Source organism: Acinetobacter sp. AOR34_HL (assembly GCF_027854795.1).
Taxonomy (GTDB): domain Bacteria; phylum Pseudomonadota; class Gammaproteobacteria; order Pseudomonadales; family Moraxellaceae; genus Acinetobacter; species Acinetobacter junii.
Genome location: NZ_JAKTID010000077.1, coordinates 113,701 through 129,667 on the forward strand (window position 1 = coordinate 113,701; position 15,967 = coordinate 129,667).

A 15,967-nucleotide genomic window follows, 5' to 3' on the forward strand; every position below is an offset into this window, starting at 1 on the left:
TTAAAAGCCGAATTTTATGATTCGGCTTTTTTTGATTCTATAATTATTCAACAACAGGTAGTGGCTGATAATAGATTTGATTTCGACCTAATTGTTTGGCTCTATAAAGTGCTTTATCAGCAGTATGAATCAATAATTCTTGGCTAATTTTAGGATTACCATTAAATACCGTAATTCCTAAGCTGATCGTGACATGATTTGAAACTAATGATTTTTCATGAGGAATCATTTGCCGATCAATTGCTTTATAAATATTCGTTGCGACGGCATAAGCACCTTGAGCCGATGTTTCAGGAAGCAATACAACAAATTCCTCCCCCCCATAGCGTGCAATAAAGTCCATGTGCCGAATTGAACTTTTAATGGTCTTCGCTATAGACGAAATAACCTGATCTCCCATTTGGTGACCATAAAAGTCATTATAATTTTTAAAATAATCAATATCGATAAACAGAACTGACATCGACTTATTTTCTTTACAAGCCATGTCATAGTAATAACTAAACATTTCCTCAAAAGTTCGTCGATTGGAAACCTTTGTTAATTCATCATGCTGGCTTAAATGTAAAAGTTCTGATGCTTGTAAACGGAGAATTCTCTCATTTATTTCCGAAATTTTAGTTTTTAAAAATAGTTTTCTTTCTTTTGAGGTCAACATGATGCTGATAGAAAAACCTAAGAGCAAGCTTCCTATAAACGTGCGCCCAAGCATCAAAAAATCACACGGTATATTAAAATAATAGAGGGATAATAAAATACATACTGCAGCCAGTGTTCCAATCCACAGCATATGATTGGGTTTTATTCCACTCAGAATGAAGCCTAACATATACAAAAATGCAATCAGTACCATTGCCTGATTCTGTAATACAACGTTAGACACACTCATCATCAATAAAGATGGAAAGAAAATTGTGCAAAAGCCAATAACGCAAGCAACTGGATAAAAAAGTCGGCTCAATTTTCTAAATCTAGAAAAAGTCCAAAATAAAAATAATGCTGCACCAACGATGAGTAAACTTAAAATGCTATAAACAAAATCAACAATAAAATGAGGACTGGAACGAATAACCAAATAGTTAGAAGGTAAGATTAATAAGACAAAAATCGTGTAAGTAATGACACCTTGTCCAAAAAACTGAATCGCATTAATACGTGTGCGATCAATGTTAAATTTCCAGAAATCTTCTTCTAGTTTTGCTGGTAAAGTTTTTTGTGTTTTTTGACCTTTATAGTGTCGAGCAACAAGCTGCTCTAGATCCTCTTTAGACCTCTGTAATTCATCAAGATCATATTGATTTTCCATCCTTTTTACTCTTCTTATGGTGATGTATTTTTGTGCTGGATAAAAATAACACAATTTCTCATTTTGTCATGCACTTTGCTTAACCACTTATCCGTAAATGTAGTTACCATTTTCACACTTTATGCATTATTATTTGTATTATTTTTAAGTTTGAAGTTCACCTTGAATACTATTACGCTTTTACAACCCGATGATTGGCATGCTCATTTACGTGATGGCTTAGCATTAAAACGCACAGTACCCGATTTGGCTAAACAATTCGCACGTGCGATTTGTATGCCGAACCTTGTTCCACCCGTCAAAACTGTAGAAGAAGCTGTAGCGTATCGTGAACGTATTCTTGCTCATGTACCTGAAGGCTTAAATTTTGATCCTCGCATGGTGCTTTATTTTACTGACTTTACATCGCCTGATGAAGTTAGAAAAATCAAAGAATCAGAATTTGTAAATGCAATCAAGCTTTACCCTGCTGGTGCAACGACAAACTCTGATAATGGCGTTAGTGATATTCGCAAAGTTTATGCTGTCATTGAACAACTTGAAGAACACCAAGTCCCTTTATTACTTCACGGTGAAGTAACTCATAACCATGTAGATATTTTCGATCGTGAAAAACGTTTCTTGGATGAAATTCTTTCTCCTTTATTGAAACAATTCCCTAAGCTCAAAGTCGTACTTGAACATATCACGACCAGTGATGCAGCAAATTTTGTTCTTGAACAAGATCGTAATGTAGCTGCAACAATTACACCTCAACATTTACTTTTTAATCGAAATGATATGTTGGTTGGTGGTGTGAAGCCTCATTTCTATTGCTTGCCGATTTTAAAACGTCAAACACACCAAACAACTTTATTAGAAGTGGCAACAAGCGGTAGTCCAAAATTCTTCTTAGGTACTGATAGTGCGCCACACGCTCAAAATGCCAAGGAAAATGCTTGTGGTTGTGCAGGCTGCTATAGTGCACCAAATGCGATTGAGCTTTACGCACAAGCATTTGATCAAGTTGGCAAGTTAGAGCGCTTGGAAGGTTTTGCAAGTATGTTCGGTGCTGATTTCTATGGCTTGCCAAGAAATACATCAACCATTACGTTGGTGAAAGAAGAAAATACCGTTGCAGAATCATTTGATTATCTTGATGGTCAAAAAATTATCCCACTTCATGCAGGTAAGACACTGCAATGGAGAAAAGTGTGACACACGAAGAAAACCAAGCTCCTGTCATTGGTCAACGTTTCCGTGGATTCTTACCTGTTGTAGTCGATGTTGAGACAGCAGGTTTTAACTCACAAACTGATGCTTTGCTTGAAATAGCATGTATCCCAATTGTCTATGATCAACAGGGACAATTTATACCTGGTCCTGCTTTTCATGCACACATTAATCCATTTGAAGGTGCTAATCTCGATCGTCGTTCTTTAGACTTTATTGGAATTGATCCTTTCAATCCTATGCGTGTTGCAATGGCTGAAGATGAACGCGGTGCTTTACGCCGTATTTTTAAATCATTGAATGAAGTCCGAAAAGCACAGCATTGCACACATGCTGTACTGGTTGGACACAATGCACACTTTGATTTAGGTTTTTTACAAGCTGCTATCGCACGTTCAGGAACTAAAAACCAAAATCCTTTTCATAGTTTTTCAGTTTTTGACACGGTCACGCTTAGCGCGGTGATGTTTGGACAAACTGTATTGGCAAGAGCATGTATTCAAGCTGGAATTGAGTTTGATGGTAAAGAAGCTCACTCTGCTTTATACGATACGCAAAAGACAGCAGAACTGTTTTGCTATATTTTGAACAAACTATCACCCCACCTTCTTGACAGTTTGGTGACAGAACCCTAATATACACCCACCTCAAGAAGTCCCTATCGTCTAGAGGCCTAGGACATCGCCCTTTCACGGCGGTAACCGGGGTTCGAATCCCCGTAGGGACGCCAAATTCAAAAAAGCCACTGCATCATTCAGACAGTGGCTTTTTTATTAGTTTTTTATACGTAGAGCTGCTAAAAAATAATTATTTTGAAAAATCTATTTTATTATCCTTAGCATATTTTCTACCCTATACTGAAAACTGATCAAAACTATAAATTTAAACCTAATATGCAAATCCGTTTATTCCACTTACAAAATTCACGTTCTCAACGCATCGTTTGGTTTTTAGAAGAATTAGGACTTCCCTACGAATTAGTCATCAACCATCATTCAGACTTAGATGAAAAGAAAAATTCACCGCATCAATTATCGAAATTTCCTGCCGTTGAAATAATAAATCAAGAACAAATTTTTATCTTAGCCGAAACTTCAGCGATTATTGATTACTTATCTTATCTATACCCTCAATTAGGGCAAAGTAAATTATTAGGATCGCAACTTCAAAGTTTTTATTATTGGAAAAATTATTGTGAAGCCACATTTATTCCAGATCTATTACTCAAACAAATTTTTCACCAGATTGTACAACGTACACCATTTCCTGTTCGCTTCGTTTCAAAGTTTTTAAAATATGGATTTGATCAAAGCTATTTAAATCCATCGTTACAGCAACAAATGACCATGATTGATAAGCATTTAAAAGATCATTTATGGTTTGCTGGGGATCAATTTACGGTTGCAGATATTTTGATGTGGTTTCCATTATTGGCTTGCTCGGCAAATGACCATCAATTTAAACATATACAGCGTTATTTAGCCCAAATAGAAAACAGACCCGCCTTTAAAAAATCTTTAATCAAAGGACAATGGTCTGCTTCTACGTTTCAGTCCTATTGGACGATTGCGTGGTAATTCAGTTATGCCGATTTACGCGAATTCACTCGACCTTTAACAACCGCTTTAATATTGCCTTTGGCATAATTCAAGAAAACAAGTAATGGTGATAATTTAGGATTTGGTTTTTTACCCTGACCAATTGCTTTGAATTGTGCCGCATACCAAATGATTTCCATAATTGCCATTTTATCAACAAAAGGAATGCCTGTTTTAATTTGGTTTACAGCATAACGCACATCATTACCTGCAATTAGGCTATCTGTTAAATCTGTTTCAACCGCTAATGGTCGTGCAATCCCGATAAAATCACAAGCACCACTTTCCAGTGCAGCATTCATACCTGCAACTGTACGGAAACCACCTGTCACCATTAACTTACATGTGACATGCTGACGAATCTTTTCAGCAAACTCTAAGAAATATGCTTCACGTGCAATAGTACTTGCTTTACGTGATTCTGCTTTTGCACCAGCCATTGCAGGTGCTTCATAAGTACCACCAGAAATCTCGATGATATCAATTCCTGCAGCATCGATTGCTTTAAATACTGCAATCACATCATCTTCAGTAATACCACCACGTTGGAAATCAGCTGAATTGAGTTTTACCGAAATAATAAAGTTTTCTGAAGTCGCAGCACGAACGGCTTTATAAATTTCAATTAAGAAACGCATACGGTTCTCAATTGAACCACCCCATTCATCAGTACGCTTATTGGTTAGTGGTGATAAAAATTGGCTAATCAAATAACCATGAGCACCATGTAACTGTACACCTTCAAATCCAGCCTTCTCACAGACTGCTGCAGCTGTAGCGAAACGTTGGATGATATCTAGAATTTCTTCATGTCGTAACTCACGTGGAGTACCAAACATCGTTGCTAACATCGGGCTAAAAGGTACAGCAGACGGTGCTACTGTTTCTTTGTTTAATCCTTTTGGACATTGACGACCCGGATGTGACAACTGAATTAATTGTACCATACCGTATTTTTTGCCTACCGCAGCCCATTGTTGCAACTTCGCCAAATCACGTTCAGTTTCGATCGCAACGACACCTGGCTCATTTTTAGCCGCAATATTAACCATTACATTTCCTGTAATTGCACAACCCAAGCCACCTTTAGCCCAAGCTTCATACAATCTAATATGTAAATCATTCGGCTGACCTTCGTGATTAGCTAAAGCTTCACTCATAGCACCTTTGATAATACGATTTTTGAATGTTGTGTTGCGAATTTGGATACTGTCTGCAATCTGACTCATGGTCATCCTCTGCTACAAATTAGAGTAATTGCTCTAATTTAATCTGATTATTGTTGATGTCAAGATATCTTCCGATAAGTTGACAATAACATATGTCAGTTTAATTACAATGCTATATACAAATCGCCTCAATCAATAATTTTGTGTATTCATTTTGAGGATCACGAAATAAATCTTGTGAAGCTTGATATTCCAAAGCTTTACCTTCATGCATTACCAAAACATTTTGGCAGAGGGATTTTATGACTTGTAAGTCATGACTGATCACTAAATAGCTGATCTGCTCTTGGTGTTGCAACCGTCGCAGAAGCAAAATAATTGCTTGTTGTGTAATGCGGTCAAGAGCTGATGTAGGTTCATCTAAGATCAACAACTTTGGTTTCAAAACCAAGGCTCTAGCCAGAGCGACTCGTTGCCTTTGCCCACCAGAAAGCTCATGTGGGTATTTAAATTTTTCAGAAGGAGTTAATTCAACTTTTATTAACACCTCATCGATCATATTTTCGATCAGGTTTGATTTTACTGCACTCAGTTCAAGCCCTTCTGCGATAATTTGAAAAACTGATAATCGAGGATTCAAACTGCTTAGAGGATCTTGAAAGACAATTTGAAATTGCTGACGCAAAGGTCTTAACTGTTTTTGATTTAGTTGATTGAAATTCTGAGTCTCGAAATTTATTTCTCCCTCACTAGGAATAAGTCGAGCAATTGCTAGTGCTAGCGATGTTTTACCTGAGGCACTTTGCCCCACAATACCTAAAGCCTCACCTGACATTAATAAGAAACTAATATTACTAACAGCTGTTTTATATTGTTTTATTTGATTAAATAATCCTTTTCTAATCGGATAACGTACTGACAGATTTTGAATTTCAAGCAACGTTTTTCCACTATTTTGTTCTAGTGCAATCCCAAAATCATGGTGCAACAGGCTTTTGGTATATTCGTTTTTGGGATGTTGAAAAATTTCATTTATATCACCCTGCTGTTCAATTCGTCCTTGATTAACAACTAAAACTTCATCTGCATATTGTTTAACAACACTTAAATCATGACTAATTAAGAGAATTGCCATTTTATGATGGTGTTGTAATTGTTTGAGCAAATCAAGAATTTGTCTTTGTAAAACAACATCCAAAGCTGTAGTCGGTTCATCAGCGATTAAAATTTCAGGTTCCAATGCCAATGCCATAGCAATCATGACTCTCTGCCGTTGACCACCAGAAAGCTCGTGTGGAAATCGTTTCAAGAGATGAGTTGCATCTTCTAAACCGACTTCATTTAATAAGTCGAGGGTCTTTTCTTTGACTTTAGATTTAGAGAATCCTTGCAACAACAAATTCTCTCCAACGATTTTTTCGACACGATGTAATGGATTAAGTGCTGTCATCGGTTCCTGAAAAATCATCCCAATTTTTTTGCCACGAATTTGCTGCCATTGATGCTGATTCATTTTAAGCAAATCCACACCATCAAACAGGATCTCACCTTTTACTTTAAGGCTATCAGATAACAATCCTAATATTGCAAGGCAAGTTATTGATTTTCCTGAACCACTTTCACCAACGATCGCCAAAGTCTGTGAATGATGAAGTTCAAAGTTGAAATTATCAACAAGCTTAGTGCCTAATTGGTTTTCAATACTTAATTTCTGAACTTTCAACAAGGCAGTATTATTGTTTGGGGTCAAATGCTTCACGAGCAGCCTCCCCAATAAAAATCAAAAGTGATAGCACAATTGCCAAAGTAAAAAAGCCAGACAATACTAGCCATGGTGCATCTAAATTATTTTTCCCTTGCAACAACAGCTCGCCTAACGATGCTGCATCCGCAGGTAATCCGTACCCAAGAAAATCTAATGCCGTTAAAGCAATAATATTTGCTGTAAGCATAAATGGTATTTGCGACAAACTTGAACTGATTGCATTTGGTAAAATATGTTTAAAAATAATATTATGGTCTTTGACACCTAAAGCCTGAGCAGCGCGTACATAATCAAAATTTCGTGCTCTCAAAAACTCAGCTCTTACTAATCCTACTAATTCAGTCCATCCAAATAACAACATAATTAAAAAGAGCCAATATACATTTGGGCTAAACATACTGACCAATATCATCACAATAAACAGCATGGGTAAGCCCCCCCACACCTCCAAGAGTCGCTGTCCAATTAGATCAATCCAACCACCATAATACCCTTGTACTGCACCTACAACTATTCCGATGCAAGCTGCCGCTATAGTTAGCCCGATTCCAAATAAAAGTGAAACCCTTAGACCATACAAGATGCGAGCAAATACGTCACGACCTTGATCATCTGTCCCTAACCAATTTTGTAATGTCGGCTGAGATGGTACAGGAACAGTGAGAGATAAATTTGGAGTTTGATATGAAAAAGCTACAGTTGGTGAAATCATCCAGCCATGCTGTTGGATCAATTGTTTTACAGCAGGATCCTGATAATCAGTCGATGTTTCAAATACGCCACCAAATGTTGTTTCAGGATAATCTTTGAATAATGGAAAATAGAGTGACTGCTTATAACTAACAAGCAGAGGTTTATCATTTGCTATAAACTCAGCGCAGATAGAAAGACTAAAAATAATCAAAAATAAGATTAAACTGAAAAATCCTAATTTATTTTGCTTAAAACGATATAGTCGATTTCTCATTAAAGGTGACATCAACGCCCACCTCGTGATTCAAAATCAATGCGAGGGTCTATCCAGTGATAAAGTACGTCCCCTATAAGGCGAAGAATTAAACAGAAGAATGTAAATAGAAATAAAGTACCAAAAATCACAGGATAATCACGTTGCGTAATCGCTTCAAAACCCAATAATCCTACGCCATCCAAATTAAAAATGATTTCGATAAATAAATTACCAACAAAGAAAATACCAACCAAGGTTTCAGGTAAAGCAGCAACAACAATCAATATCGCATTGCGGAATACATGTCGAAAAAGTATCTGATTTTCATTCAATCCCTTTGATCTTGCTGTCAGCACATAAGGCTTATTAAGTTCTTCAACAAAAGAATATTTCGTCAAATACGTCAAAGCAGCAAAACTTCCCAATACCATACTGATAATCGGCAAGCACATATGCCAAAGATAATCTTTAACTTTTCCTATAAAGCTTAAATGCTCGAAATTTTCCGACACTAATCCTTGTAAAGGAAACCACTGCCAATAACTTCCACCTGCAAAAAAAACCACAAGTACAATAGCAAATACAAATGATGGGACGGCGTAACTAATTGCCAATAACAATGAGGTCGCACGGTCAAAAAGCAAACCATTCTGTTTGGCTTTGCTGATCCCTAGCGAAATTGCAATCATATAGATCAGGAAAGTACTCCATATACCTAAGGACAAGGTAACAGGAAGTTTTTCATACAGTAATTGTACAACTGTTTTATCCTTGAAAAAGCTTGTTCCAAAATCAAGGGTTAAATATCCTTTGAGCATGATCCAAAACCGTTCATAAGCAGGCTGATCAAACCCATATTGCGCTTTAATTTTTTCGATCATCTCAGGGCTTAAGCCGCGAGCGCCTTCATACTGAGCCAATTCACCCAGCGTATTTGAATTATTTACGTTTACACCCAATCCTTGAGCATTTTGTATTTGTTGTATGGCTTGCTCAACTGGGCCGCCAGGTGCGATTTGTACGATGATAAAATTGATTAACAGAATTAAAAATAATGTCGGAATCATCAAAATCATTCTTTTCAGAATATAGTGAAGCATAAACTTAATCCTTCATTATTTGATTTAATGTTTAATCGAAGATTGATTGAGCATCTTGGCTTTCTTTGCATCAACCCACCAATATTCCCACCCGACAGAAAGTTTTGGTTTAGTTTTTGGTTGCTGATAAATATCCCAATAAGCAAACCAACGATCTGGTTTACCATATGTCAAAATATGGTAATAGCCCGCACGCAGTAAGCGATCTAGAATTCGAGTATAGAGTACAACTTCATCTCGACTTTTAGCTGCAATTATTTTTCCAATAATTTGATCAATTACAGGAGATTGTATTCCTGCATAGTTATAATTATTTGCTTCATTTGCAGCCCTACTTCCCCAAAACTGTGCCTGCTCTTTTCCAGGGGTCAAAGTCTGCGGCATTTTAAAAACCATCATATCGAAATCTTGACGACGTATCCGCTCCATATACTGCGGGACATCCACTTGACGCAAATTGACCTGTATTCCAAGTCGCTTTAAATTACGCACAAATGGCATCAGCTCACGTTGTGGATTCTCTTGCTGAAGTAATAATTCTATTTGAATCAATCGACCTTGAGGATCATGCAATTTACCATTAACGATCTTATATCCTGCTTGTTTCAGGATTGTTTGTGCGTGTAGTAAGTTATTACGATTAAATCCACTAGCATCCGACTTAGGATAACGCCAATCTGCGACTACACCTTGTTGGATGATCGGGTGAAGCTTCGCTAGATAAGGTTTTAAAATCTTCAGCTCAGCAGAACTCGGTTTAGAAACTGCGGCTAAGTCAGTATTATCAAAAAAACTCTGTAGTCGTCTATTTTGATTAAAAAAAAGTGCTTTATTTTGCCATTCAAAATCATAGGCATAAGTTAATGCCTGTCTGAAATAAATATCTTGAAATGGTGATCGTCGTGTATTAAATACTAAACTTTGTATATCCAGTGGGGTGCTTAATTGAGCCTTATACTTTTTAACCCAACCTGATCGGTAAGATGGAAAATTATACCCCATCATCCAATTACGGATATTTTTTTCTTCATAGAAATAAAATTGTTGAGATTTAAATCCCTCGAAACTCACTTCTAAGTTTCGATAATACACATATTTTAGTCGATCAAAATTATAACGCCCTCGGTTAACAGCAAGGTCTTTTGCCCAGTAATTTGGACTGCGTTTATAAGTAATACTCCGACCCGCATCGATACGATCAACTATATAAGGCCCTGATCCAATAATAGGTTGCAGCGTAATGCGAGTAAAATCTCTGTTTTTCCAATCTGCTTTTGAGTAAATTGGAAGACTCGCCACAATTAATGGCATTTCAACATTTTTGTTGGATTTAAATATAAATTTGATTTGGTGCTTTGATAGAATTTCGGTTTTTGCCAAATCTGATAAATACATCTGCAAACCAAAATTTGCTTTGGTTTGATATGTGTCAAAAGTAAATTTCACATCATCCGATGTTAATGCCTGCCCGTTATTAAATCGTGCTTTAGGATTCAGGTGAAAAATTACGGACTTCAGATTGTCAGGATCGTAAGTTACTTTTTCGGCAAGTAGTGGATACATCACTCGTGGCTCATCCAAAGAGCGATCCATTAAACTATCAAAAAGATAGTTCACGCCCTCTGTTGCACTCCCTTTTCCATTCATACTATTTAAATTATCGAAAGTGCCTAATGTAGATTGGCTAAATAAACCACCTTTAGGTGCTTTAACATCCGCATATGGCATGACTGAAAAATTGGCATATTTAGGCTGCACATGCATCGCTAAGTATGGTGTCGTTTGAAGGGCTGCAAATGTGGTTTGAGCAAAAAAGCTTAGCCCGAACAGACTAAGCTTTTGAGTTGTAGATAATGAAAGCATCAGTACTTACAGGTTTGGCACTTTAATAACATCACCTATACGCAATTGTGTACTTGGCGTTAAATCATTCATCTCAGCCAAAGCGCTAGTTTCCATACCATATTTACTTGCTAAACCAATTAAGGTATCACCACGCTTCACCTTGTATTCAGTGACAACTTTAGGAACAGAAATCGTTTGACCACGCTGCAAGCCAGCATTTGCTTTCAAGTCATTAAGATCAGCTAATTCACGACTCGACATACCAAAACGATTTGCAATACTGTTGAGGGATTCACCAGCTTTTACAGTATATTTTTCCGTATTTTTACTAGAAGCAGATCTAGAGTTCGTTTTACTTGACTCAACTTTTGCTGTTTCTGTTTTTGGTACATCACCAGAAAGTTTGAGCTTCTGACCAATGCGAACTGTACTGTTACGTGACAAGCCGTTTAATGCAGCTACATAATCGAGCTGTAGATAATAACGACTAGCAATATTACTTAAAGTATCTCCTGATTTTACGGTGTAAATATCAGGTGTCGTTTCATCTTTATCTTTGACTTTTGTCGCTGTGACATTTGATGACTTGGAAGGTGCATCTCCAGCAAGTTTTAAACGTTGTCCTACACGTAATCCAGCAGTACGCTCTAATCCATTCAAATCAGCAATATAATTTACACTTAAATCATATTTTCCAGCGATTGCATTTAAACTATCACCTGATTGAACGACGTACTGTTCTGGAACAGATGAACCTGCTGGTATCTTCAAGGTTTGACCTAAACGCACACCACTGTTGGACTTCAAGTTATTTAGATCAGCCAGTTCACTCAATGTTATTTTCGATTTACTGGCAATACTGGATAAGGTATCACCACGTTGAACCGTATAATTTTCAGTTTTATAACTTGTTGAAGCTGTCACATTGCTATAGTTAACCTTAGCATTTGATTCAGTAGGCCCATCTACTTTAGATACCTCATGTAGAGGTACATTGATTTTTTGACCAACCATCAAATCGCTCGTAGCCGTCAAACCTGAAGTTAGGTCCGCCAACTCTTGATTTGATAATGCATGACGATCAGCAATTAATTTGAGATATTCACCGCGTTTCACAGTATATGATTTTGTTGCCACTTTTTTATTAGTGGAAACTTTATCAATCTCACGACTATTTTGTTGAGAACTACGTATTGAATTTTTTGGCTCTTTTAAGCTCAGTTTTTGCCCTACAAATAATCCATCAGTAACTGATAAATTATTAAAATCGGCTAGTTGTTTGATACTCAAATCAAAACGAGCAGCAAGATTGGTAAGACTATCACCTGATTGTACGACATAGCTATCAGGCTTATTTTCTGTTGCTTTCACAACTTCAGCTTGTGGTTTTGCATCATAGAGATACAAGCTAGTACCTACAAACAAGGTTCCATTTGGATCAATTTGGTTCCACTGCGCGATATCACGCCAGTTCACTCCATTTTTCTGTGCAATCACAGCCAATGTGTCACCAGGTAATACGACATAAGTACTACGTTTGCCTTTTGGTGCTACAACAACAACATCGGTGTCCGTTTTAATATAAGGTTTACCTTGGTTTCGTTTAGCATCATCACTGTTCGCAGTCGTTTCGTCTTCAACCAAGTTTTTTGGATAAGCGAATCCTTTAGTGACTTCTTGACCTTTTTCATCAGCAACTGATTGGCTAGTTTGGATCGCAGTGAGCTTAATCTTGCCATCAAAAGGATCAACAATTTCAGTTCCTTTCGGTGCAATTGCTTTAATTTCAGCAACAACTTGGTCTTTTTCAGCCTGCGTAGGTTGAGGCTCTAAAACTTGAGCAACAGTTTTCTTCTCACCTTCGTCTTTTACCGCTGCAACGATTTGCTCACGCTCTTTTAGTGAAATTGGTGGTTCAATATTCACAGGTTTGACATTAGGCGCAGGTGTAATCGCCACTGGAATACGAGGTGCACTTGGTACATCAGCAGCAGCAGCAAAAGATGCCAATGCATCAGCACCTTTAGGCGTACTCATCTTCGTCGTTGTGGTAGATGTTGTACGCGTTGTAGTGCTTGCCGTTAATGGCGGAGGTGTTTTTGTCGAAGGACTAATTGCCTGTCCAGTACTTGTGCGCGTTGTCGTTGAAGTACTCAATGTATTATTCATAGCAGGCAGAGTCTGATTGCTCGCCCAGAAGCCACCAGAACTTGATTTACCCGAACGAAGTTTTGCATCAATTGATGGACTCAAGTCTGCAGGAATCAAAATACGCATCGGACTTGTTGGATCAACCGTTTCACCACGATATGCAGGGTTGAGCGCATATAACTCTGCACGGCTTAGACCTGTAATAGATGAAATTTGATTCAGATCTAAAGGTGCTGACAAACTGACTTCACGGAAGTGAGGACGATTGGCAATTGGAGGTAAAGCCACGCCATAAGCACTTGGATTTTTGATAATTTGAGCAACTGCTAAGAAACGAGGTACATAGTTCATCGTTTCTTGTGGCAATTTTAATGACCAATAATCAGTTGGTAAGCCAGCTGCCTTATTACGGTTAATCGCTTGTTGAATACGTCCAGGACCTGCGTTGTAAGCAGCTAATGCTAACTCCCATGATCCAAACTGATTGTACAAGCTGCCTAAAAACTCATATGCAGCACGCGTAGATTCAACTACGTCACGTCGACCATCATAAAGACTGGTTTGCTGTAAACCATAAATACGTCCAGTACTTGGAATAAATTGCCATAATCCTGCTGCTGCTGCACTACTCGTTGCTGCTGGATCGTAAGAACTTTCGATAACTGGTAGCAAAGCCAATTCCGTTGGCATACCACGGCGTTCAGCCTCTTTCACAGTGTGATAAAGATATCGACTGGCACGCGCACTCAAACGATCTAAATAAGGTTGACGAGAAATAAACCAACCACGCTGTGCTTCGATACGTGAATCCCAATGGTTTAAATCCATTTTGAATCCAACAGTCATACGTTTCCACACATCACCGTGTTTTAAAACCAGTAATCGATCACCCTCAACTGCACGCATGTCGGTTGCTGATAGTAAATCCTCTAACGAATCCAAACTACTAGCATCCAGATAGCCAGAACCTAATTGTTTTGATGATGAGACTTTAGAAGACTGAGGTGTAGATGAACACCCTGTTGTGATTCCTAGCGCAGCTAAAGCAGAAGTCAGTACAGTAATTTTAAATAATGATGTTGCAGATTGTTGCCACACCAATGTGGTCGATTTATACATAAAAACTTCCAGTCAACTCACGCTAGTTTATTTCTTCGATTTGCCATTGTAGTAAAGCATGTCACTTAGACAAGGCAATAATTTAACGTGATTCGCATCGAAATGTTACAAGAAATTAAAAAAGATGAGTTTTGTAACGTTCATCAATGCAATTTAGCTTTACAATACCGCCCGTAATCAAGGGGTGATACACTGTTTTCGCATGTACTTTTTAAAAAGTACTCTGCTTATTTTGATGATGATCCGCTCTACCATTCTCGTTTAAACTTTTAGGTTCAACTATGTCTCAAACAATCACACTTTATGTAGATGGCGCATGTAAAGGCAATCCAGGATTAGGTGGTTGGGGAGCTTATATCATTACAGAAACCGAAGAACATAAAATTTATGGTGGTGAGCTAGAAACAACCAATAATCGAATGGAATTAACTGCAGCGATCGAAGGTGTTTCTTTTTGCCCAGTCGATGCTCACCTCATTATCTGGACAGATTCAAACTATGTAAAACAAGGTATCACTGAATGGATACATGGTTGGAAAAAGAAAAATTGGAAAGATGTCAAAAATCCTGATTTGTGGAAAAAATTAGACGCCGTGTGCGCAAATAGAAATATCGAGTGGAACTGGATCAAAGGTCATGCGGGCCATCCAGGAAATGAAATGGCTGATCAACTAGCAAACATGGGTGCTGAACAAACTGCAAAACAAAGCTCAAAAATGACGCAGGCTAACGCTGATACAAAAAAGCCTGAATCTGATTGGCTGCTCGATGATCCCTTCGGTTTGGACCTTGATGCAGAAGCAGATGAGTTGATTGAAGAGATTGAAATTGATTTACAAGTTACAGAGCAAATCGAAGAAAATATAGAGGTTAAATCTGTAAATGAATCTTCAAACCCATACATTGTAATTACAGATGCAAAATTAAATCTACAAGGCCCTCGCCAATTGATTCTAGATACAGAAACGACAGGTTTTTATTATCAAGACAACGATCGAATCATTGAGGTGGGTGCAATCGAAATGATTAATCGTAAGCTTACTGGTAGTTCAATTCATATTTATATTAACCCAGAAAAACCCGTTGGCGACTCAGTCGATGTACACGGTATCACTGATGAGTTTTTAGCGGACAAACCTAAATATGCTGAAATCGCAGATGTACTTTTCGAATTTTTAAAAGGTGCTGAAATTATTGCACATAATGCGACCTTCGATATGAACTTCTTAGATATGGAGTTTAAACGCGCGGGGCTTCCAGCATTATCTGAAGTTTGTGAAGTTACGGATACACTCGCCCTTGCTAAAAACAAGCATCCTGGTCAAAAAAATTCACTTGATGCCTTAGTCCGTCGTTATGAAATTCCTGCTCGCGATCGTACCTTCCACGGTGCATTACTCGATGCTGAAATTTTGGCTGATGTTTACTTGGCGATGACAGGTGGACAAGTCTCATTTGATATGGATGCCTTATCCCAAACCGAACAGCAACAGAATAAAACCACTCGCCAACGCGTACAAATTGATTTGCCAATTATTTACCCGACTGATGATGAACTTCAGCAACATGAGACTTGGGTCAAACAATTCGAAGAAAAACATGGAAAACCATGCTTTTTTGCAAAATAAATTTGCTTATAAGTTCAGGTTTTTTTGTTTCAAGCTTTCAAAGTTAAGTTATATTAACTCTTAAAGATTTAAACCCTCTCCATAGAGGGTTCATGGATATAACAACTTAGGAAAGGTGTAGGTCA

The 15,967-nt window shown here is 37.7% G+C and carries 11 protein-coding genes and 1 tRNA gene; 5 read left to right on the plus strand and 7 right to left on the minus strand.

The annotated features are described in order from the left end of the window. Positions 1–43: 43 nt before the first annotated feature. Entirely contained in the window at positions 44–1,306 is a 1,263-nt protein-coding gene (locus MKL32_RS12880) for a GGDEF domain-containing protein (RefSeq protein ID WP_004963058.1), read from the minus strand. A 162-nt stretch (positions 1,307–1,468) separates the two neighbouring features. Here MKL32_RS12880 and pyrC point away from each other — a divergent pair, with 162 nt between their 5' ends. From pyrC to MKL32_RS12900, 4 genes are all read left to right on the plus strand, one after another. Next, positions 1,469–2,503 carry a dihydroorotase gene (gene pyrC / locus MKL32_RS12885; RefSeq protein WP_005402315.1) on the plus strand — a complete coding sequence of 345 codons (1,035 nt, stop codon included), beginning with the start codon at positions 1,469–1,471 and terminating at the stop codon, positions 2,501–2,503. Then, the gene (rnt, locus tag MKL32_RS12890) at positions 2,488–3,153 is read left to right on the plus strand and encodes a ribonuclease T (protein WP_004912370.1); all 666 of its coding nucleotides are present in this window, start codon (positions 2,488–2,490) and stop codon (positions 3,151–3,153) included. The genes pyrC and rnt overlap by 16 nt, the downstream gene beginning before the upstream one ends. 19 nt (positions 3,154–3,172) lie before the next feature. Then, positions 3,173–3,248, plus strand: a tRNA-Glu gene (locus MKL32_RS12895). Positions 3,249–3,411: 163 nt separating this feature from the next. After that, positions 3,412–4,095 carry a glutathione S-transferase gene (locus MKL32_RS12900; RefSeq protein WP_004963066.1) on the plus strand — a complete coding sequence of 228 codons (684 nt, stop codon included), beginning with the start codon at positions 3,412–3,414 and terminating at the stop codon, positions 4,093–4,095. A 5-nt stretch (positions 4,096–4,100) separates the two neighbouring features. On the opposite strand, the gene MKL32_RS12905 is transcribed toward MKL32_RS12900, so the two are convergent. The 6 genes from MKL32_RS12905 to MKL32_RS12930 form a co-directional block, all read right to left on the minus strand. After that, positions 4,101–5,345: an NADH:flavin oxidoreductase/NADH oxidase family protein gene (locus MKL32_RS12905; protein WP_270900628.1), complete on the minus strand. Its 1,245-nt coding sequence runs from the start codon at positions 5,343–5,345 to the stop codon at positions 4,101–4,103. A 112-nt stretch (positions 5,346–5,457) separates the two neighbouring features. After that, on the minus strand, positions 5,458–7,044 hold the full coding sequence (locus MKL32_RS12910; protein ID WP_004963071.1) for a dipeptide ABC transporter ATP-binding protein: 1,587 nt from the start codon (positions 7,042–7,044) through the stop codon (positions 5,458–5,460). Continuing rightward, the gene (locus MKL32_RS12915) at positions 7,019–8,029 is read right to left on the minus strand and encodes an ABC transporter permease (protein ID WP_125299488.1); all 1,011 of its coding nucleotides are present in this window, start codon (positions 8,027–8,029) and stop codon (positions 7,019–7,021) included. Before MKL32_RS12915 ends, MKL32_RS12910 begins: the two co-directional genes overlap by 26 nt. Then, a complete protein-coding gene (gene yejB, locus MKL32_RS12920; RefSeq protein ID WP_270900629.1) occupies positions 8,029–9,099 on the minus strand; it encodes a microcin C ABC transporter permease YejB in 1,071 nt (356 codons plus the stop codon). Before yejB ends, MKL32_RS12915 begins: the two co-directional genes overlap by 1 nt. Positions 9,100–9,123: 24 nt before the next feature. Beyond that, positions 9,124–10,962, minus strand: coding sequence for an extracellular solute-binding protein (locus MKL32_RS12925; RefSeq protein WP_270900630.1), 1,839 nt, complete (start codon positions 10,960–10,962; stop codon positions 9,124–9,126). 6 nt (positions 10,963–10,968) lie between these two features. Further along, a complete protein-coding gene (locus MKL32_RS12930) occupies positions 10,969–14,214 on the minus strand; it encodes a lytic transglycosylase (protein ID WP_270900631.1) in 3,246 nt (1,081 codons plus the stop codon). A 281-nt stretch (positions 14,215–14,495) separates the two neighbouring features. Between MKL32_RS12930 and dnaQ the strand changes: the two genes are divergently transcribed. Next, entirely contained in the window at positions 14,496–15,842 is a 1,347-nt protein-coding gene (gene dnaQ, locus MKL32_RS12935; protein ID WP_270900632.1) for a DNA polymerase III subunit epsilon, read from the plus strand. Positions 15,843–15,967: the final 125 nt, after the last annotated feature.

Excerpts from the sequence above, each read along its gene's own strand:
- MKL32_RS12880 (WP_004963058.1), bottom strand. The coding sequence starts at position 1,306 with ATGGAAAATCAATATGATCTTGATGAATTACAGAGGTCTAAAGAGGAT.
- rnt (WP_004912370.1), top strand. The coding sequence starts at position 2,488 with ATGGAGAAAAGTGTGACACACGAAGAAAACCAAGCTCCTGTCATTGGT.
- MKL32_RS12900 (WP_004963066.1), top strand. The coding sequence starts at position 3,412 with ATGCAAATCCGTTTATTCCACTTACAAAATTCACGTTCTCAACGCATC.
- MKL32_RS12905 (WP_270900628.1), bottom strand. The coding sequence starts at position 5,345 with ATGAGTCAGATTGCAGACAGTATCCAAATTCGCAACACAACATTCAAA.
- MKL32_RS12915 (WP_125299488.1), bottom strand. The coding sequence starts at position 8,029 with ATGTCACCTTTAATGAGAAATCGACTATATCGTTTTAAGCAAAATAAA.
- yejB (WP_270900629.1), bottom strand. The coding sequence starts at position 9,099 with ATGCTTCACTATATTCTGAAAAGAATGATTTTGATGATTCCGACATTA.
- MKL32_RS12925 (WP_270900630.1), bottom strand. The coding sequence starts at position 10,962 with ATGCTTTCATTATCTACAACTCAAAAGCTTAGTCTGTTCGGGCTAAGC.
- MKL32_RS12930 (WP_270900631.1), bottom strand. The coding sequence starts at position 14,214 with ATGTATAAATCGACCACATTGGTGTGGCAACAATCTGCAACATCATTA.
- dnaQ (WP_270900632.1), top strand. The coding sequence starts at position 14,496 with ATGTCTCAAACAATCACACTTTATGTAGATGGCGCATGTAAAGGCAAT.